Annotated in this window: 19 protein-coding genes; 8 read left to right on the forward strand and 11 right to left on the reverse strand. The window is 72.9% G+C overall.

What is annotated here, in order from left to right; translation table 11 throughout:
- Nucleotides 1-27: 27 nt before the first annotated feature.
- Nucleotides 28-1,413: a cellulase family glycosylhydrolase gene (locus tag F4553_RS02345; RefSeq protein ID WP_184831448.1), complete on the reverse strand. Its 1,386-nt coding sequence runs from the start codon at nt 1,411-1,413 to the stop codon at nt 28-30.
- Between the two features lie 239 nt (nt 1,414-1,652).
- Here F4553_RS02345 and F4553_RS02350 point away from each other — a divergent pair, with 239 nt between their 5' ends.
- Nucleotides 1,653-2,723 (forward strand): MerR family transcriptional regulator, encoded by a 1,071-nt coding sequence (locus tag F4553_RS02350; protein ID WP_184831450.1) that lies wholly within the window; start codon nt 1,653-1,655, stop codon nt 2,721-2,723.
- Here the strand turns inward: F4553_RS02350 and F4553_RS02355 are convergent, their stop codons facing one another.
- Nucleotides 2,724-3,656 (reverse strand): tetratricopeptide repeat protein, encoded by a 933-nt coding sequence (locus F4553_RS02355; protein WP_184831452.1) that lies wholly within the window; start codon nt 3,654-3,656, stop codon nt 2,724-2,726. It lies immediately after the preceding gene.
- Nucleotides 3,657-3,674: 18 nt separating this feature from the next.
- Nucleotides 3,675-4,547 (reverse strand): dihydrodipicolinate synthase family protein, encoded by an 873-nt coding sequence (locus F4553_RS02360; protein WP_184831462.1) that lies wholly within the window; start codon nt 4,545-4,547, stop codon nt 3,675-3,677.
- Nucleotides 4,548-4,618: 71 nt separating this feature from the next.
- Here F4553_RS02360 and F4553_RS02365 point away from each other — a divergent pair, with 71 nt between their 5' ends.
- Entirely contained in the window at nt 4,619-5,518 is a 900-nt protein-coding gene (locus F4553_RS02365; RefSeq protein ID WP_184831464.1) for a LysR family transcriptional regulator, read from the forward strand.
- A 35-nt stretch (nt 5,519-5,553) separates the two neighbouring features.
- Complete coding sequence (locus F4553_RS02370) at nt 5,554-5,985, forward strand: hypothetical protein (RefSeq protein WP_184831466.1); 432 nt, start codon at nt 5,554-5,556, stop codon at nt 5,983-5,985.
- Between the two features lie 47 nt (nt 5,986-6,032).
- Here the strand turns inward: F4553_RS02370 and F4553_RS02375 are convergent, their stop codons facing one another.
- The 6 genes from F4553_RS02375 to F4553_RS02400 all read right to left on the reverse strand — a co-directional run bounded on the left by F4553_RS02375 (nt 6,033) and on the right by F4553_RS02400 (nt 12,067).
- Entirely contained in the window at nt 6,033-7,310 is a 1,278-nt protein-coding gene (locus F4553_RS02375; protein ID WP_184831468.1) for a WD40 repeat domain-containing protein, read from the reverse strand.
- Nucleotides 7,307-7,819 carry a SigE family RNA polymerase sigma factor gene (locus F4553_RS02380; protein WP_184831470.1) on the reverse strand — a complete coding sequence of 171 codons (513 nt, stop codon included), beginning with the start codon at nt 7,817-7,819 and terminating at the stop codon, nt 7,307-7,309. Before F4553_RS02380 ends, F4553_RS02375 begins: the two co-directional genes overlap by 4 nt.
- A gap of 55 nt (nt 7,820-7,874) precedes the next feature.
- Nucleotides 7,875-8,480, reverse strand: a complete 606-nt coding sequence (locus tag F4553_RS02385) for a GrpB family protein (RefSeq protein WP_221469659.1) — start codon at nt 8,478-8,480, stop codon at nt 7,875-7,877.
- A gap of 75 nt (nt 8,481-8,555) precedes the next feature.
- Nucleotides 8,556-9,950, reverse strand: a complete 1,395-nt coding sequence (locus F4553_RS02390; RefSeq protein WP_184831472.1) for a DUF1996 domain-containing protein — start codon at nt 9,948-9,950, stop codon at nt 8,556-8,558.
- Nucleotides 9,951-10,223: 273 nt separating this feature from the next.
- A complete protein-coding gene (locus F4553_RS02395; protein WP_312875063.1) occupies nt 10,224-10,886 on the reverse strand; it encodes a response regulator in 663 nt (220 codons plus the stop codon).
- Nucleotides 10,874-12,067 carry a sensor histidine kinase gene (locus F4553_RS02400; RefSeq protein ID WP_184831474.1) on the reverse strand — a complete coding sequence of 398 codons (1,194 nt, stop codon included), beginning with the start codon at nt 12,065-12,067 and terminating at the stop codon, nt 10,874-10,876. The genes F4553_RS02395 and F4553_RS02400 overlap by 13 nt, the downstream gene beginning before the upstream one ends.
- A gap of 134 nt (nt 12,068-12,201) precedes the next feature.
- On the opposite strand from F4553_RS02400, the gene F4553_RS02405 reads away from it, so the two are divergent.
- The 4 genes from F4553_RS02405 to F4553_RS02420 all read left to right on the forward strand — a co-directional run bounded on the left by F4553_RS02405 (nt 12,202) and on the right by F4553_RS02420 (nt 14,777).
- A complete protein-coding gene (locus F4553_RS02405) occupies nt 12,202-12,696 on the forward strand; it encodes a SigE family RNA polymerase sigma factor (protein ID WP_184831476.1) in 495 nt (164 codons plus the stop codon).
- 144 nt (nt 12,697-12,840) lie between these two features.
- Nucleotides 12,841-13,491 (forward strand): hypothetical protein, encoded by a 651-nt coding sequence (locus tag F4553_RS02410; RefSeq protein WP_184831478.1) that lies wholly within the window; start codon nt 12,841-12,843, stop codon nt 13,489-13,491.
- Between the two features lie 93 nt (nt 13,492-13,584).
- On the forward strand, nt 13,585-14,277 hold the full coding sequence (locus F4553_RS02415) for a DUF4386 domain-containing protein (protein ID WP_184831480.1): 693 nt from the start codon (nt 13,585-13,587) through the stop codon (nt 14,275-14,277).
- A gap of 116 nt (nt 14,278-14,393) precedes the next feature.
- A complete protein-coding gene (locus F4553_RS02420; RefSeq protein ID WP_184831482.1) occupies nt 14,394-14,777 on the forward strand; it encodes a hypothetical protein in 384 nt (127 codons plus the stop codon).
- Nucleotide 14,778: 1 nt separating this feature from the next.
- On the opposite strand, the gene F4553_RS02425 is transcribed toward F4553_RS02420, so the two are convergent.
- Nucleotides 14,779-15,315, reverse strand: a complete 537-nt coding sequence (locus F4553_RS02425) for a hypothetical protein (RefSeq protein ID WP_184831484.1) — start codon at nt 15,313-15,315, stop codon at nt 14,779-14,781.
- A gap of 89 nt (nt 15,316-15,404) precedes the next feature.
- On the opposite strand from F4553_RS02425, the gene F4553_RS02430 reads away from it, so the two are divergent.
- Nucleotides 15,405-15,749 (forward strand): hypothetical protein, encoded by a 345-nt coding sequence (locus F4553_RS02430; RefSeq protein WP_184831486.1) that lies wholly within the window; start codon nt 15,405-15,407, stop codon nt 15,747-15,749.
- Nucleotides 15,750-15,867: 118 nt separating this feature from the next.
- On the opposite strand, the gene F4553_RS02435 is transcribed toward F4553_RS02430, so the two are convergent.
- Nucleotides 15,868-18,540, reverse strand: coding sequence for a pectate lyase-like domain-containing protein (locus F4553_RS02435; RefSeq protein ID WP_376776169.1), 2,673 nt, complete (start codon nt 18,538-18,540; stop codon nt 15,868-15,870).
- Nucleotides 18,541-18,551: the final 11 nt, after the last annotated feature.

Genomic DNA, 18,551 nt, shown 5'->3' on the forward strand with positions numbered 1-18,551 from the left:
CGGTGCGCGCCCGGCCGCCGGGTGGGTTCAGCTCGCGGTGCAGGAAGCGGTGGGTACGCCGTTGGCGGCGTTGTTCCACTTCCCGAGGAACCCGAAGGTCGTGGCGGCCCCGGCGGCGAGCGCACCGTTGTAGCCGGCGTTGCGGGCGGTGACGGTCGCCCCGCTGCTCGTCACCGTCGCGCTCCAGGACTGCGTGACGGTCTGGCCGTTGGCATAGGTCCAGGTCACCGTCCACCCCGTGATCGCCGAGGCGCCGGCGGTCACCTTCACCTCACCCTGGAAGCCGTCGGGCCACTGCCCCGTCACCGCGTACGCCGCGGTGCAGGTGCGCCCGCCGGTGCTCGGCGACGGGCTCGGAGAGGGGCTCGTCGACCGGCTCGGGGAGACGCTCGGCGACGGGGTGGTGCTGCGCGACGCCGACGCCGACGGCGAGGTCGTGCCGTCGTAGATGGTGGCCTGCCGCGAGTTGGCGGTGATGCCGTTGGCGCCGCCGAACAGGCGCTTGCCCCAGGTGGTGAGCTGGGCGGGGTCGAAGTTGACCGTCATGTCCAGGTAGGGGTCGTTGTTGCCGGCCCAGGACCAGCCGAGGTAGCCCAGGCCGCGGGCCTTCGCCTCGGCGAGGATGGTCTGGTCGTCGACGTTGTTCGACGACTGCTGCCAGCCGAACTCGCCGATCACCAGCGGCCAGCCGTTGGTGCGGAACCGGTCGAGGTAGGCGGTGATGCTGGCGGCGGTGTTGAACACGTCGTACATGTGGATCGACAGCACCGTGTTCTTCTTGGTGTCGGCGTTGAGGACGGTCTGGGCGTTGTCGCGCATGACGTACTGCCAGTCCTGGCCCCAGTTGGGCGCGTCGACCATGAGCAGGTGCTCGAAGCCGTTGGTGCGCAGCTTCTGGATCGCGGCGGTGGTCGCGGCGGTCCACTGCGCGGCGTTGGTGTTGCCGATCGGCTCGTTGCCGATGTTGATGACGACGTAGTTCTCCTGGCCGACCAGGTTGGCCTTCTGGCTGATCCAGTAGTTGGCCGCCTCGTCGAGCGTGGCGGCCGCGCCGTCCTCGCCGTAGCCGGTGGTGTCGTGCACCTCCAGTACGCAGATCAGCTTGTTCTGCTTGCACAGGGCGATGATGGCGGGGACGTCGTTGGACGGCCCCCACCGCTTGCCGCTGCCGAGGACCACCCGGACGGTGTTGGCGCCCAGCGCCTTGATGTTCGCGAACGAGCTGGTCTGGCCGGTGAACCACACGTGCTCGTGGTTGACGCCGCGCATGACGAACGTCTGGCCGTTGGCCTCGACGATGTTGGTGCCGCTGATGTGCAGCCCGGTCGCGGCGCTGGCGGGGCTGACGAACACCAGGAAGGATGCGGCGACGACGAGCAGGGCGGCGCCGAGGGCGGTGAGTAGTCTTTTCACGACCTACCTCTGATTTGTGGGAGGCCCCTGGGCTGGGGCGAGATGTGGTGTTACCTCACGGATGACGTCCGCTCCCGACTCATCCACGCTGGTCTCAGCGTAAATAAGTTTGTCTAACGACGCAACTAAGTCTCGGGCGGAGCGGATCCCGCGGCGCGTCGCCTTGACCTTGACCTTGGGGTAAGCCGCAGGCTGGTCCCTGCCGGCCGACGCGGCCGGGACGAGAAGGAGGCCGACACGTGGGGCTGCTGACCATCGGGGTGTTCGCCCACGCCTGCCGGCTGACGCCCAAGGCGCTGCGCCTCTACGACGAGCTGGGGCTGCTGTCCCCCGCCGCCGTCGACGCCGAGACCGGCTACCGGCTCTACGACCCCGACCAGCTCGACCACGCCCGGCTCATCGCCCGGCTGCGCAGCATCGGCATGCCGCTGGCCGAGATCCGCACCGTGTGCGGCCTGCCGCCCGCCGACGCCGCCGAGGCGGTCACCGCGTACTGGCAGCAGGTCACCGCCGACACCGCTGCCCGCGCGCAGCTCGCCGCCTTCCTCGTCGAGCACCTGTCCCGAAGGAGCACCGCCATGCCCGACACCACCGCCGCCCTCGGCATCCGCTACGCCGCCGCCACCGACATCGGTGCGCCGCCGCGCGACACCAATGAGGACATCGCCTACGCCGGCGACCGGCTGCTCGCCGTCGCCGACGGCACCCGCGGACCCGGCGGAGCCGCCGCCAGCGCGGCCGCCCTCGACGCCCTCATCCCGTTGCAGCTCGCCACGGCACCCGCCGCGGAACTGCTGACGATGCTGACCGAGGCGATCACCGCCGCCGACACCGCCGTCCGCCGGCTGTCGACCGACGACCAGCAGCCGGCCACGACCCTCACCGCCATCCTGCGGTCCGGCTCGCAGCTCGCCCTCGTGCACGTCGGCGACACCCGGGCCTACCTGCTGCGCGGCGGCGAGCTGTTCCAGCTCACCCAGGACCACAGCTGGGTGCAGACGCAGATCGACCAGGGCAGGCTCAGCAGCGCCGAGGCGGCCGCGCACCCGCAGCGCGCCATGCTGGTCCGGGCGCTCGGCGGCGGCCAACCGGTGGAGGCGGACCTTGCCCTGCGGACCGCGCTGCCCGGCGACCGCTACCTGCTCTGCTCCGACGGGCTGTGGGCCGTGGTGCCGCGGGCGGCGCTGCACGAGACCCTGACCACAGTGCCGGACCCCGAGCAGGCCGTCCGGGAGCTGATCGCGCTCGCCCACGCCGCGGGTGCGCCCGACAACATCGCCTGCGTCATCGCCGACATCGACGCCGGGTGATCAGATCGCGGCCGGAGCCGGGCTGCGCAGGAACGCGTCGACCTCGACCAGGCGCCGGTCGTAACGCCGGGGCACCTGGGCGCTGAGCTGCTCGAAATGCAGGAGAACGCGCTGGGCCTTCTCCTGCGCCAGCGCCGGGTCGAAGGGCCGCAGCGCGTAGGCGGCGACGAAGTCCGCGTAGGCCTGGCCCTCGCTCTCCCCGTCGGGGAAGACACCGGCCGCGACGAGCGAGTTCCAGATCGCCACGGCCTCGTCGGCGGCCGGGCGCCCGTCCTGGCCGGTGTCGGTCTGCGCCAGCGCGAGCGCCGCCTGCGCCCATCCCATCGCGGCGACGGTGAACGGCGGCGCTTCGGCCGTCTCGGCCTGCTGACCGACCGTGACGGCCCACGTCGCGAGCTTGGCCGCCTCGTCGGCCCGGCCCAGGCGCCGCAGGATCATGCTCAGGTTCGCCGCGAGCATCGCCCGGTCGAGGCCGGGCAGGTGGTAGGCCTGCGCCAGGTCGAACGCCTTGCGGACCGCGACGGCCGCCACGTCGTCGTCGCCGATCGCCGCGAGCGCCTGGCCCAGCGTCAGGTGCGGCCAGATCGCCTGCCGCGGGTGCTTGCCCGACAGCTCGTCGGTGATGTCGGCGGCCTCCTCGGCGCAGGTCAGCGCCTCCGCGAGGCGCCCGTTGAGCTGGTGGTCCACGGCGGACAGGCGCAGCATCTCGGCCAGGCGCAGCCGCTGCTCGTCGGTGTCGGCCTTGCGGCGCAGCCGGTCGAACTCGTCGCCGAGCAGGACCAGGCGCGTCTCCCGGCCGAGCTCCTCGATCTGGCCGCCGACGCGCGCGGCCTGCCGCCGCGCGACCCAGCGGCGGATGCGGGACCGGTTGACCAGCAGCCCGACGCCGATCAGGGCGGCTGCGAGGAGGAGGACCGCGAAAACTGGGGGCACGGCCAGATCTTAGGTCCCTCAGTCGCCCCGCAGGGAGTCGGAAAGGCGCAGCGCCGCATCGGTGGAGTCGGTCCCGGCCGTCAGGAGCGGCAGGCGTACCGCAGCGGTGGGGATGGCACCGCGTTCGTGCAGGACCGCCTTGACCACCGTCGGGTTGGGCTCGGCGAACAGCGCCCGCGACAGCGGTGCCAGGCGGTGCCCGAGCGCTCGCGCCCGGACCGCGTCACCGGTGTGCCACGCCTCGATGAGCTCCGCGAACTCCCCCGTGGCGACGTGCGCGGAGGCGAGGATCGCGCCGTGGGCGCCGAGCGCGAGCAGCGGCGACACGAACACGTCGTCGCCGCCGAGCACCGCGAACCCGGGCGGCACGTCGCACATGAGCCCGATCGTCTCCTCGTCGATCCCGCCGGCGGCGAACTTCACCCCGGCCACGCCGGGCAGGGCGGCGAGCCTCCGCAGCGCGTCGGCCGTGAGCGGCTGCCCGGTCCGGTAGGGGACGTGGTAGACCACGATCGGGACCGGGCTCGCGGCGGCGAGCTGCCGGAAGTGGGCCAGCACCCCGGCCTCGCCCGGCCGCAGGAACGGCGGCACCACGCACAGCGCCGCCACCGCCCCCGGCAGGTCCCGCAGCGACTCCAGCGCGGGCACCGTCGCGGCTCCGACGATGAGCGGCGCGCCGCGCTCCCGGCAGACCCGGGCGACGGCGGCGGCCACGTCGCGCTGCTCGGCGGGGCTGAGCGAGGACGGTTCGGCGGTGGTGCCGAGCGCGACCAGCCCGGCCGCGCCGCCGTCGAGCATCCGGTGGGCGAGGTCCGACAGCGCGCCGAGCGCCACGGCGCCCGCCTCGTCGAACGGGGTGATCAGGGGCACGAAGAGCCCGGTCAGCGTCATGCGCACAGCCAACCCCACCCCCAAGGTCAAGGTCCAGTTCCGATTGGTACGCCAACCCGTAAGCTGAACTGATGCTCGACGTGCGGCGGCTGCGCCTGCTGTGCGACCTGGCCCAGCTCGGCACCATCGCCGCCGTGGCCAAGTCGCACACCTACACGCCGTCCGCCGTCTCCCAGCAGTTGGCGGCCCTGGAACGCGAGGCCGGTGTGCGGCTGCTGGAACGCACCGGCCGCCGCGTCGTGCTCACCCCCGCCGGGCACCTGCTCGTCCGCCACGGCGAGCAGGTCCTCGCGGCCCTGGAGGGCGCCCGCGCCGCGATGGCGACCGCCGGCGGCGAGCTCAGCGGTCCGCTGCGCATCGGCGCGTTCCCCTCCGCCGTGCGGACCCTGCTGCCCGGGGCGCTGGTCACGCTGGGCCGCGACCATCCGGGGCTGGAGCTGATGGTGACCGAGCTCGACCCGGTCGCCGTGCCGGAAGCGCTGCGCGAACGGCGGCTCGACGTCGCCCTGGTCCACGATTACGACATCATGCCGGTCGAGCCCGATCAGGCGCTCGACGCGGTGCCGCTGCTCGAAGAGACGGTCTTCCTCGCCGTACCCGCCGAAGGGTTTGCGGAAGCCGGCGGCGACCCGGTGGGCGCGACCCGGGACCGGGCCTGGATCGCGGGGAGCCCCGGGACCGCCTGCCACGCCGTGACGCTGCAGGTGTGCCGCACCGCCGGGTTCACACCGCGGGTGCGCCACCACGCGGACGACTTCGCTGCGGTCCTGGCGCTGGTCGCGGCAGGACTGGGCGTCTCGCTCGTGCCGCAGCTCGCCACGGCGCAGCCGCCCGCCGGGGTGGTCCTGGTGCCGCTGGCGACCCGGCGGCGGACCAGGGTCACCTATCGGCGGGGTGCGGCGGCGCATCCGGCGGTCGCCGCGTGCGTGACGGCGCTGCGGTCGGCGACGGCGGACCACCTGGGCGAATAGGCCTGCGCCCGGGCAGGTCCGCAGGAGGATGAGGCATGCGGAGAAGGTGGGTGGCGCCGACGCGCGTCGGGCTGGCGGCCGTGTTGGTGGTCGCGGTGCGGCTGCTGGACAGACCCGCCCTGTGGTGGCCCGCGCTGCTGATCGCCCTCGTCCTCGCGGTGCCGCCCATCGTCCGCGCCGCCGTCCCGGCCGCGCCGAAGGCACCGGCACACCCGCCGATTCCGGTCGGCGACCAGCCCGGCGACCAGCGCGTGGTCGTCGCCGCGCACGGCCGGTTCGAGGTGCTCGCCGTCCTCGGCGAGTCGCTGGGGATCAGCCGCGACGACGCGTGGCAGCTCGTCAAGACGGTGCCGTCGGTCGTGGCCCGCGGGGTTTCCCGGGAGCACGCCGAGCTGCTCGCCGACCGCCTCAACGCCGTCGGCGCGAAAGCGACCGTGGAGCCCGACATCCCGCGGGGTGGTGGCTGACGGGCGGTGGTGGCGGGGCACCCCCGTCCGGACACCCCGCCACAGGGTCACCGCCCCGCCGCCGACCGGCGGCGCCGGAGCCACAGGCCGAGGGCCGTGAGCGCCGCGGCGATGAGGACCCCGGCGCCCAGCGATCGGTAGAACCAGGGCTGCGCGTCCCACGGACTGGCCCGGTAGTCGGCGAACGTGCCGTTCTCGATCAGGTCGCGGGGGACGGTGAGCTGCCGGGTGCCGTCGGGAGTGGTCAGCAGGGTCTGCTGCGTGCCGTCGGGCAGCGCCAGGACCAGCGAGGGGTTGAACGGGTCGACGTCGAGCGGGTTGCCGTCGACGACGACGGGCACCGGACCGCGCCACCCGGCGATCCCCTGCGCTCGGCCGGACCGCCCGGTGGCCTTCTCGTCGGCGACGGCCCCGGTGACCGGGTCGGCGAACTGCAGGTGCCACCCGTCGTAGGTCTCCTGCCTGGTGATGCACGGTCCCGAGGCGCATTTCTCGTCGGCGACCAGGGCGACGGACCTCCCGTCCGGGGTCCACGCCGCCGTGCCGGCGAGCCGCTGGTGCGCGGCGAGCGGGATCGTCCCGATCGTCGCGGTGGTGGCCGTGTCGAGGACGACCACCCGGGGGGCCAGGGAGTCCTGCGCGACGGAGATCGCGATCCGCGTGCCGTCCGGGGAGAACGCGACGACCGTGTTGGTCCGGGAGTCGCCGTTGAGCAGGACGGCCTCCTTCCGGGTCTCGATGTCGTAGAGCGTGAACTGGTCGGTGAGGAAGGGGTCGGCGTCCGGGTCCCGGGACCGGAAGAGGGCGAGCAGGAGCTTGCGGCCGTCGGGCGACCACGCCATCGGGATGCCGCCGCTCCTGATCTCGTGGGGGGTCCCGTCGGTCAGGTCGACCACCCGGCCCGGACCGGCCAGGAGGCGGCCGTCGGGCGACACGATCCCGATCGAATGGCCCGGCGGCGTGTCCAGCAGCCGGTAGGAACCGTCCCTGCCGACGACGGCGCTGGTCTCCCCGGAACCGTCGCGCACGCTGAAGACCGCTGCGGCCGGCCCGTTGGGGCGCTCGTGGTGGCGCGCCTGCCACGGGTAGGCCGTCCCCAGCGACCCCGGCCGGTCCGTGTCGCCCGCCTGGTGCGGCCTGCTGCCGCTGTCGAGCAGGCTCGGGACGACCGCCAGGACCGCCACCGCCAGGAGCACGGCCGCCGCCTGCCCGGCCCGGCCCAGGGTGCGGCGGCGGCGCCCGCGGGTCCAGGTGTCGTCGGCGACCCGGGGCACCGGTGCCGCGTCGCCGGTGCGGCGCAGGGCCGTCCTCAGGGTGTCGCTCATCGCGTCGCCTCCGTCAATCGCCGTTCGGACAGGTCGGGGGCGATCGTCCGCAACCGCGCCAGCGCGTCCTTGGCCTGGCTCTTCACCGTGCCGAGCGACACACCCAGCGCGGATGCCGTCTCGGCCTCGGTCAGGTCCTCGAAGTAGCGCAGCACCAGCACCGCGCGCTGGCGCGGGGCGAGCCGGGCGAGGGCGTCGTGGACCGCGAGCCCGGTCGCGACATCGCCGGTGAAGTCGGGGACCACCCGCTCCGGCAGGGCCTGCGCCACCGGTGCCTCGCGGCGCATCCGCCGCCACCACGAGACGTGCTGGGTGTAGAGGACCCGGCGCACGTAGGGGTCCGGGTCTCCGGCCGCGGTGATCTTCTCCCAGCGGGCGGCGACCCGGATCAGCGTGAGCTGCACCAGGTCCTCGGCGAGGTACGCGTCGCCGGTCAGCAGGAACGCCACCCGGCCCAGCGCCGCCGTGCGGGCCCTGACGTACTCGTGGAACGACTCGGCATCGGACATGACCACCTCCGCCCCCTTACACGCACCGCCGAGCCGGGAAGGAGGGGTCGAGCTGTCAGCGGGTTTCCGACGGTCGCAGACCGGCCCGGCGCAGGATCTCGATGATGACCGGTGCCTTGCCCGCGCTGTAGGCCGCCATCGACAGCGGGTTCTCGGCCGCGCTGCGCAGCTTCGCCGCCTCGTAGCGCTCCCGCTCCTCGGGGTGCTCGCGCAGTCGGTCGCGGAAGACGAGGTGCCGCAGGTGCTCGTCGCAGTCCGGGCCGAAGACGTGCAGGTTCACCGTGTGGCCGGCGTTCCACAGGCAGCGGTGCTCGTACCAGTCGGGTTCGCGGGTGCGCAGCGCGTAGCCGGCGGCGGCGAGCGCGGGCACATAGGAGTCCTCGTCGGCCGGGTCGGCGACGATGAGGTCGATGTCGAGCCGGTCCTTCGCCGCCAGCCCCGGCACCGCCGTGGACCCGACGTGCTCGATCGCGAGCGCCCGGTCCCCGACGGCGTCCCGGATGCGGGCCTGCTCGGCGGCGTAGCGGGCGGGCCACGCCGGGTCGTAGGGGCCGATGACGATCGGCGAGGCCACCTCGGCCGGGCGGTCGCCGACGGCGCGGGCCGCCATCCGGTCCGGGCTCAGCGGGGCGGCCGGCCCCGGCAAGGGAGGAGTACGCACGGCGGCGACTCTACGCCCGCGACGGCACGCGCCGGGGCCCTGGCGGGCGGCCAGGACCCCGGCGCGGTCAGCCGGTCAGAACGTACCGGCGGTGTTGCACTTGGCCTTCTGGACGATGCAGTCCTTCACCCGGTGGCCCATGGCCGCGTTGTCCCAGGCGAGGAACGAGTCGCCGTGGATCGACGAGGCCATGCCCGAGGAGAGCGTGTAGCCGGCCGCGCTTCCGTGGGTGGGGTAGTCGATGACGAAGGAGACGTTCGGGATGGCGACCGGGTAGTCGCCGGCGCACTTGCCGTTGACGGTGTTGTAGGAGACGTGCGACTTGTGGTCGGGGCTGTCCAGGTGGATGCCGTCCCAGCAGTCCTGGAACACCAGCTGGTAGGTGAGGTTGGCGGTCTGGGCGCAGACCGGCCAGTTGCCGTCGGCGCTGCGGCCGATCTCGCCGCCGATACCGGCGCACCAGAACTGGCCGGGCGCACCGGCCGGTGTCGGGACCTGCCGCTTGGCGTCGCCGGCGATCATCCGGAAGCCCTGCGGGAACGGGACCGTCTTGGTCGGGTCGGGCAGGCGCGAGCTGTAGTAGACGGTGACGCCGCGCGGCTCGATCGCCACGCCGTTCTGGTAGAGCGTGGGGATCCAGTACGCCGACGGGTCGCCCACCGGTCCGCAGCTCGCCGCGGTGTTGGCGCGCAGCGACGCGGTGGTGGTGTTGGCGTTGGTGCTGCGGTTGCCGAAGAAGCTGTGCATGTGCGACGCACCCGGCAGCCCCGGGAAGACGATCGGGTCGTCCTTGAAGGAGTGGCTGTAGACGCACGAGGCGTTGAACTCCGAGACCCGCACGGCGTTGGGGGGCGCCGGGTTCATCACCATCGCGTTGAACTCGGCGAGCTGGGCGGCCCACGCGGTCTGGTCCATCTTGATCCAGCCGGCGCCGTTGGACGGGCTGGGGCTGGGCTGGGCGCCGCCGGTGCCGAAGACCTGGAACTCCCACACCGACGCGCCGTACTGCGTGGCGCGGCGGGTGGTGTTGAGCCGCACGTAGCGGCCGGAGCCGGTGACGTTGAGCGTCTGGACGCCGCCGGTGCCGTTGACGGTGGTGTTGATCGTCGTCCAGGGTGCGGTGCCGTTGGCGGACGTCTGGATGGTGAAGTCGGGCGCGTAGGCGGTCTCCCACGTGATGACCACGCGGTTGATGGCGGCCGTGGCGCCGAGGTCGACCTGCAGCCACTGCGGGTCGCTGAACGCGCTGGCCCACCGCGTGCCAAGGTTGCCGTCGACCGCGGCGGACGCGGGGGTGCCGCCGTTCTCGGTCGATGACGCCGTCGCCGGGCGCCCCTGCGACAGCGGGGTCTCGGCGGCGGAGGCGCTCAGCGCCTGGCTGGTGAGCAGCGCGCCGATCAGCGCGGTGACGGCGACACCTACGACCAGGGTACGTGGTCGATTTCTGCCCGTGAGGGCACTAGTGGACATGACGGATCCTCCGGTTCTGCGGGGACGGGTCGCGGCCGGGGTTCCACCGGCCATGGGGTCCTCCTCGTGGGACGCGAGGTGGAGATCCTGGCGGAGAGCGCTCTCTATCCCTGCATAGTGAGCGCATCGCCGATCGGTGTCAATAGGTCAAACTCGATGCAAGCGCGCTCGCCAAGGATCGCATTCTCCGCGAATCAGACCATCGGCGGCGGCGGCGCCGAGCCGCGAATCCGCTGCCGGAGCCCCGCCAGGGAGCGCTCTCCGGACGAGGCCCTACACCCCCGCGTCGTGCACGCAGCGGGCGACCTGGACCCGGTTGGTGACCTCGAGCTTCGCGAAGACGCTGCCCACATGGGTCTTCACCGTCGCGACACCCAGGTAGAGCGACTGCGCGATCTCGGTGTTCGTCAGCCCCTCGCTGACCGCGATCGCGACCTCGCGCTCCCGGTCGGTGAGCCGGGCCAGCAGCGCCCGGGCCCGCTCCCGCCGCCCGTCGTCGGCCGACGCGGTGACCGCGGCGATCAGCCGGGTCGTGACGCTCGCCGACAGCATCGGCTCGCCCTGTGCCACGCGGTGCACGGCACGGACCAGGTCGCCGGGCGCGGTGTCCTTCAGCAGGAACCCGGCCGCGCCGTGCCGCAGCGCCGTCAGCACCATCTCGTCGGCGTCGAACGTGGTCAGGATGATGATCCTGGCGGTGCTGCCCTGCTCGCGCAGCCGCCGGGTGGCGGCGAGCCCGTCCATCCTCGGCATCCGGATGTCCATCAGCACCACGTCGGGCAGCTCCCGCGCGACCACGGTCAGCGCCTGCTGCCCGTCGGCCGCCTCACCGGCGACCACGAGCTCGGGCGCCCCCGCGAGGATCATCCGCAGACCGGCCCGGACCAGCGGGTCGTCGTCGACGATGACGACCCGGACCGCGGTCACGCCGGCCACGGCAGGCTCGCCCGGACGACGAAGTCGCCGCTCTCCTCGCCGAAGTCCAGTGTGCCGCCGGCCAGCGCCGCGCGCTCGCCCAGCCCCGCCAGACCCACCCCGGCCGAGGGCAGCGGCACAGCGGCGGGCGCGCCCACGGGGTTGCGTACCTCGATGCCCAGACGGTCGCCGCGGGCGCCGGTGAGGCGTACCCCCACGGGTTCTCCGGGTGCGTGCTTGCGCGCGTTGGTCAGCGCCTCCTGCACCACCCGGAACGAGGTCCGCGACAGCGCCTCCGGCACCGCGCCCGGCAGCCCCGACGCGTCGAACCGGATCACCGAACCGGCCTCCCGCGCGTCGGCGATCAGCGCCGGCAGCTCCGCGAGCGTCGGCTGGGACCGCTGCGCGACGAGCCCCGGGTCGCCGTCGCGGAGCACCCCGAGCACCTGCCGCAGCTCGGTCAGCGCGAGCTGCGCGTTCGCCTGGATCGTCTGCGCGGTCGCGGCCGTCTCGGCCCGGCTCAGGTCCTCCCGGAAGACCAGGGCCCCGGCGTGCAGGGCCACCAGGGAGATCCGGTGCGCGAGGTCGTCGTGCATCTCCCGAGCGATCCGGGTACGCTCCGCGGCCCGCACCGCCTGCGCGGACAGGATCTGCTCCCGCTCGGCGGCGATCGCCCGCTGCCGCAGCGAGGCGAGCAGCTCCCGGCGCTCGCCGATGTAGAAACCGCTCGCCACGGCGATGGCGGTGATCAGTCCGATCACGACGGCGTTGGCGGCGACCTGACCCGCGCTGTGCCCGGCGGGCGAGAACAGCGGCCGGTAGAACCCGGCGGAGACGATGCCGCCCGCGACCGCGGTCCCGCCGACCGCCGCCGCCCACCAGCGGCGCCGCCAGGTCGCCATCGACACGACGGCGACGACCATGGCGCCGAGGCCGGCGACCGAGAACGCGGCGGCCGCGGTCGTCAGGCACGCCACGGCGAGCGGTGCCCGGCGCCGCAGCGAAAGCAGGGTGATCGCGGCGGCACCGACGGCCAGGTCGAGCGCGAGCGCCGCCACGATCCGGTCACGCTGCGCGGCGTCCGGCGAGCCGGCGCCGAGCGCGGCGGCGTAGCCGATCCAGGCGACCGCGCCGACCGCCACCGCGACAAGGTAGCGCCAGGTCCGGGACCAGGGCCGCAGCGGCGCAAGCGGTGTCGTCATCAGCTCAGCGTAGGCGCCTTCGCCGGGCACCGGCCCCACCCGGCGGCTCTGCGGCCTCCGCCCTAGGGTGGAGGCCGCAGATATCCGGCGGTCCGCACATGCAACCTCCGCCCGGCCCCTGGAGTAGATGGCGCATGACATGGACCGCCGACTACTCCGACTACTTCACCGCGCGAGCACCCCGATTACGGCGACTCGGCTACGCCCTGTGCGGTGACTGGCACCTCGCCGAGGACCTCGTCCAGCACACCTTCCTCCAGCTCTACCGGCACTGCAAACGCGTCGACACCACCACGATCGACGCGTACACCCGCCGGACGCTGGTCAACGCGTTCCTGTCCCACAAACGCGACCGGCGGCACGAGACCGTGCTCGCCGACCCGCCCGACCTGCTGACCGCCGACGGGACGGACCTCGCCCGCCGACTCGACCTGCGCCGGGCGCTCGCGGACCTGCCGCCGCGGCAGCGCGCCCTGGTGGTGCTGCGGCACCTGGAGGACGTGTCCACCGCCGACGCGGCCGAGATCCTCGGCATCGCCGAAGGCACCGTCAAGAGCCAGACCGCCCACGGGCTGGCCAAGCTGCGCACGGCCCTGAGCCCTGCGGCACTATCGGAGGAGCCGGTATGACCAGCCACGACCTGAACGCCTACGTGACGGCCGACGAGCCGCCGATGACCCTCACCGCCGACCGGCTGCTCGCCCTCGGCGCCCGCCGGCGCCGCCGCCGTCGCGGCGGCCGCGGCCTTCGCCTACCTGCCGGGACCGGTCCCGGTGCCGCAGGCCCTCACCGCCCAGGCGTCCTGCCTCAACGACGTCCCCGTCGACCGGAACCTCCCCGGTGACGTCACCACCGACCCGCTTGCCGGGAAACCCGACGCCATGGCGTCCTGGCGGGCGACCGCGACACCGGGCGCCTTCCCGCCGCCGACGGAGGACCAGCTCGCCCAGGTCGCCTGCACGGCCGTCCGGACGGTCCTGGCCCAGGCACCCGGCATGCGCTTCTACCCGCACGACTTCGTCGGCGGCCCGGCGTTCCAGGCGTCCCTGGACGAGGCCGAGGGGAACTGGGCCGTCGGGTCGCGCGGCCGGACACCCGGCGGTCTCATCTCGGTGGAGGTCACCCGCCAGCCGAAGGCTTTCGACCCCGCCGACGACCAGCCGTGGGGGGTCGGCGAGGAGCACAGCCTCCAGGACCTCGGCGGCGGGCGCCATCTGGCGACCTGGACCGAGCAGCTGCCGTTCCCCCAGACCACGGCGCTGATCAGCACGGTCGTGCTGTGGACCGGGCGCACCCGCGTCATGGTCTCCGCGAGCAACGTGGACACCGTCCGTCCCGCGATCACGGTGTCGGCGGCGGTGCCGCTCACCGTCGAGCAGCTCACGGCGATCGTCCAGGACCCCGGGTTCGCCGTCTTCGGCTGACCGGCGGTCGGAGCGGGCCTCCACCCGGAGGTGGAGGCCCGCTCCGACCGTACGGGGAGGTTTTCGGGGTCCGCAGCCCGCAGTGTGATCGGCATGAGCACGCACAGAAAGACAGCGGTAGTCGTCGGGTCGCTCTTCATCCTGGCGGCGGTGACCTCGATCATCGGCCTGATCCTCTACGGACCGCTCCTCAACGACGCGGACTACGTCACCGGCGGCGACGCGCACCAGGCCGAGATCGCCTCCGGCGCGCTCCTGGAGGTCGTCGCCGCGTTCTCCCTGGTCGGCATCGCGGTCCTGATGTTCCCGATCGTCCGGCGCCGCAACGAGGCCGTCGCCCTCGGCTACGCGTCGTTCCGCCTGATGGAGGCCACGATCATCGTGATCGGCGCCATGAGCCTGCTCGCGGTCGTGACCCTGAACAAGGACTTCACCGGCGCCGACGCCGCGTCCTACCTGACCGGCAGCAAGCTGCTGATCGCGGTGCACGACTGGACGTTCCTCTTCGGACCCAACCTCGCCCTCGGGCCGAGCACCCTGATGATGGGCGTGTTCCTCCACCGCACCCGGCTCGTCCCGCGGACCATCGCAATTCTGGGGATGGTCGGCGGGACGCTGATCTTCGTCTCGGCGGTGCCGGTGCTGTTCGGCGCCTACGACCAGCTCTCCGTCTGGGGCGCCGTCGGGGCGCTGCCGGTCTTCGCCTACGAGATGAGCCTCGCGGTGTGGCTGATCGCCAAAGGCTTCCACCCGGCGGCGATGGCCGCGCTCCCGGTCCGCCCCTGACCCCGTCCGGGTACGCGGTGCGCCGGTGCCGCGTACCCGGATGAGGTTTTCGCCTTGCCCGACCGAACCGGTTGTCCGCATACTCGGCGGATGATCTGCCTGACCGCGACCGTCTCATGACCGTCAGTACTGACTCGTTCGAGCAGGACAAGCGCGAGATGATGGCTTCGGGGACCCCGAGCGACGGCGACAACCTCGACGGCATGATGATCGACTTCGACCACTACCTGGTCTTCAAGTGCCGGGCGCTCGGCAAGGGCACGGTCGCCGCCACCGGTGATCCCGCCCGGCTGCTCCTGGTCACCTGCGCCGCCGCGAGCGGGGCGAGCCCGGAGGAGATCGCCGCCGAGATCAGCGGCGCGTGGCGCAGCTACCTGCGCTACGGCTTCCGGGAGGCGCACCGGATCCGGGACACCCCGACCACCGTCGAGCTCGACTTCGCCACCCAGAGCGGCGAGGGCGGCATCTTCGTCACGGGAACCGTCGTCGTGCGGCTCTGACCTACCTCCAGTGGGCCGCGTACTTGCGGCGGTATTTCTGGTCCGGCTCCGCCTCGATGAGCGCGCGGGCGGCCGCCTCGATCTGCGGATCGGCGACGGAATCGTGCAGCTTGCGCAGGCTCTCGACGATGTCGTTGCGGATCAGCGTGCCGTTCTTCTCCTCGAAGCTGCCCCGGTAGCGCCGGTCCAGGGCCGCCACGACGGTCCGGCGCTGGCCGTCACCGGCGAGGCCGATCCGCCACAGCGCCATCAGGCTGTGCCGGGCCGTGACGAACCGCTTGTCCCGGGTCACCTCGATCAACGCATCGAGGTCGGCGACGACCCGGCCGGCGGTGTCGTGCGCGGCGAGATTGCAGAGCAGCTGGGCGGCGATGGCCCGGCTGTGGTTGTCGGGGTCCCGGAGTCGGCCGACCACCTCGTCCCAGACGTCGTACGCCCACGGCACGGCGGTGTCCCGGCTCGCCGTCATCGCGGACTCGTAGGCGGCGTTCTGACGTGCCCGGTCGGCCGACCACAGGTCGGCGAACCAGGCTGGCACGGCGTTCTCCACGGGTGGTGCCCTTCCGGTCGAGGTGGTCACCACGATAAGGCCTGGTGGCCGACGCGCCCGGCTGCCATGATCGCCCGGTGGACGAGTTCGGGGGGCGGTGCCGGCTGGACTGGTGGGCCAACCCGCTGACGTGCCTCGCGTCGGTCGAGGTGAGCGTCGGCGCCCGGTGGACCGGGAACGGCTGCGACGCCACAGGCACGCTGGTGGACGGCGCCGACCTGGAGGGCTTCGAGCTCCTCTGCGCGCTCGACCCCGTGTTCCGGCTCCGCATCGGCGGCGACGACGTCGTGGACGTGCTGGTGGAGCTGCTCGACGAGCACGGCCGGTTCACGTTGACCGAGTACGACGGGCCAGCGTCCCGCGCGGTCTCGATCGAGCTCAGCACGACGGCGGCCGAGAGCGCCGCAGGCCGCAGCCGCTGACCTCGAGGAGCCCTGACGGAGGCCGCCGGCCCCGGGAGTGCCCGGGGCCGGCGTGGTGGTTCCGGGGCGGCGGCGCCGTCCCCCGGGCTGCGAGGACCGGGACGGACGCCGCCGCCGGTCACGGGTAGTTGGTGAGGTAGACGGTGTTGACGGCGGGACCGGCCGGTCCGCCGGTGTTGTTGATGACGTGGTTGATCGTCCCCTGGCCGCCCAGCGACACGATCACCATGTTGTGGAACTTCACCCCGGGTGTGTTGGGCACCTCGAACGCCCGCTCCCCCACGATCGACAGGTCGGCGGTGAAGACGCAGTAGGAGCCCAGCCCCCACGCCTCGTGCGTGGTGACGGAGTCGGCGACCTTGTAGGCGGCGTACCCCCGGGTGGTGCCGTTCATCCAGGCGGCCTGGTTGGGCGCCTCGTAGGGCAGCTCGTTCTGGAAGAAGTAGGTCCGCCCGCCGTTGCCGTTCCAGACGACCTCGTACTTCTGGAAGTGCTCGACGAACAGGCCGTACATCGTGACATCGGTGCCGTTGACGATCATGCCCTGGTCGGCGGTGTTGCTGGTCCAGCCCGCTCCGGCGCCGTGGTCGGCGCGCCACAGCCACAGGTGGTCGCCGATGACGTTGTTGCTGTTGACGACGAGGCTGGTGGTGGCCTTGCCCGCTCCGGCACCGCCGACGCGGACGTAGACATCGTGCAGCGCGGACGGGTTGCCCGCGTGGTTGGCCGCGGAACCGGCCGGGCCGAACTCGATCAGGACCGGCGAGTTGACCGGGCCCGCGTCGACGAGTACCCCGCCGACCTGCACACCGTCCACGTCGGCGACCTTGATCGCGGCGACCCCGTTGTCGGGGACCAGCGTCGCCAGACCCAGCCCGAGGATGATCGTGTTGGGGTTGTTGACCTGCAGCGCCTGGCTGAGGTGGTGGATGCCGGGGGTGATGAGCAGGTGCTTGCCCTGGGCGAGGGCGGCGTTCATCGTGGCGGCGGTGGTGCCGGGGCGGACGACGAAGAAGTCCGCGAGCGAGATCGACGACCCGACCGGGGTCTTGTTGTACCAGCTGGTGCCGACGGCGTTGGTCCGCACACCGGGCTTGAAGACCCGGTAGGTGCCGGTGGAGTCGATGTAGAGGAACGGCTTCTCCCGCACGACCGGCGACGCTGCGACGACGGTGTGCGAGGGGTTGGGGAAGTTCGCGGCGGGTGCGCCGGTGACCCCGGTGAAGACCATGTTCCACACCGACCCGGTCCAGGAGCCGAACTCGCTGTTGCGGGAGAACCACTGCTGCTGCGAGCCCGACGACACCAGGCCGTCGATCCTGCTGTCGGCGATGAGGCCGCCGCTGGCCCAGCCGTCGCCGCCGTTCCACAGCTGGATCTGGTTCGCGGCGCCCTTGAGGTGCATCCGCCGGTAGGCCGCGGCCTGGGCGACGGCCCAGCGCTCCACGGTCACGCCCGCGGGCAGGGTCACGGACAAGTTCTCGGCGGTACGCCAGAAGTTGTGCGTGGCGTTGCCGCCGAACCAGGTCGCCTCGACGCGGACGTGGCCGTTGAGGTTCACGTCGTCGGGGCTCAGTCCCAGGCCCGCGACCTGCGTGTAGAAGCCGAGGTTCACGTCGGCGGTGTAGGTGCCGGGCTTGAACAGCACCGCGTAGCGGCTGGACCCGAACTCGGCGGTCTCCTGCTCGGCGAAGATCGTGTTGAGCTTGTTCTGGAAGGTGGCGGTCGGCGTCGACGGGTCGTAGACGAAGACGTTGGGCCCGAAGTTCGGGTTCTTCGGGTCGGTCGCCTCCACCGGCGGGGTCGAGGTCGACGGGGACGGGCTGGGCTGCGTACCCCCGGTGAAGATCTTGAATTCCCAGATCGAGTAGCCGTAGCCGTTGGCGCGGACCGTGCCCAGCATCCGGACGTAGCGGCCGGAGCCTGAGACGGTGAGCGTCTGCGTGCCGCCGGGGCCGGTGGTCGTGGTGTAGATGTCGGTCCACCCGCCGGTGCCGGTCGCGGAGGTCTGGATCTGGAACGACGTGGCGTAGGCGCCCTCCCACTGCAGCACGACCTGGCAGATGGCGGTGGTGGCACCGAGGTCGACCTGGACCCACTGCGGGTCGCTGCGCAGGCTCGCCCAGCGGGTGCCGGCGTTGTTGTCGAACGCGCCCGAGGCGGGGGTGCCCGCGCCCTCGATGCTCGACGCGGTGGCGGTCTTGCCGGCCGCGACGTTCGTGGTGCCGCAGGCGCCCGTCGGGGTGCTGGGGCTGGGGCTGGCGCTCGGCGGGGTGCCGCCGATCGTGCCGAAGACCTTGAACTCGAACAGCGAGTAGCCGTATCCGCTGCTGCGGACCGTGCCGAGCATCCGCACGTAGCGCCCGGAGCCGGTGACGGTGAGGGTCTGCGTGCCGCCGGGGCCGGCCGTGGTGGTGTAGATGTCGGTCCACCCGCCGGTGCCGGTGGCGGAGGTCTGCAGCTGGAACGAGGTGGCGTGCGCGCCCTCCCACTGCAGGACGACCTGGCTGATCGCCGCGGTGGCGCCGAGGTCGACCTGGATCCACTGCGGATCGGCCCAGAGGCTGCCCCAACGGGTGCCGGGGTCGCCGTCGAAGGCCGCCGAGGCGGGGAGGTCCGCGCCCTGCACGGACGAGGCGGTGGCGGGCTTGCCCTGCGAGAGCAGGGTGTCCGCGGCCTGCGCCGGGGCGACGAAGACCAGGTAGCTGCCGATGAGCGCGGCGAGCGCGGTCATCACGGGGAGGGTCCAGCGCCAGGATCTGGCGCGGGCGGAGAGCCGCTCTGGGGTCATGGGTTCTGCCT

The sequence above is a fragment of the Allocatelliglobosispora scoriae genome (assembly GCF_014204945.1).
GTDB lineage: Bacteria > Actinomycetota > Actinomycetes > Mycobacteriales > Micromonosporaceae > Allocatelliglobosispora > Allocatelliglobosispora scoriae.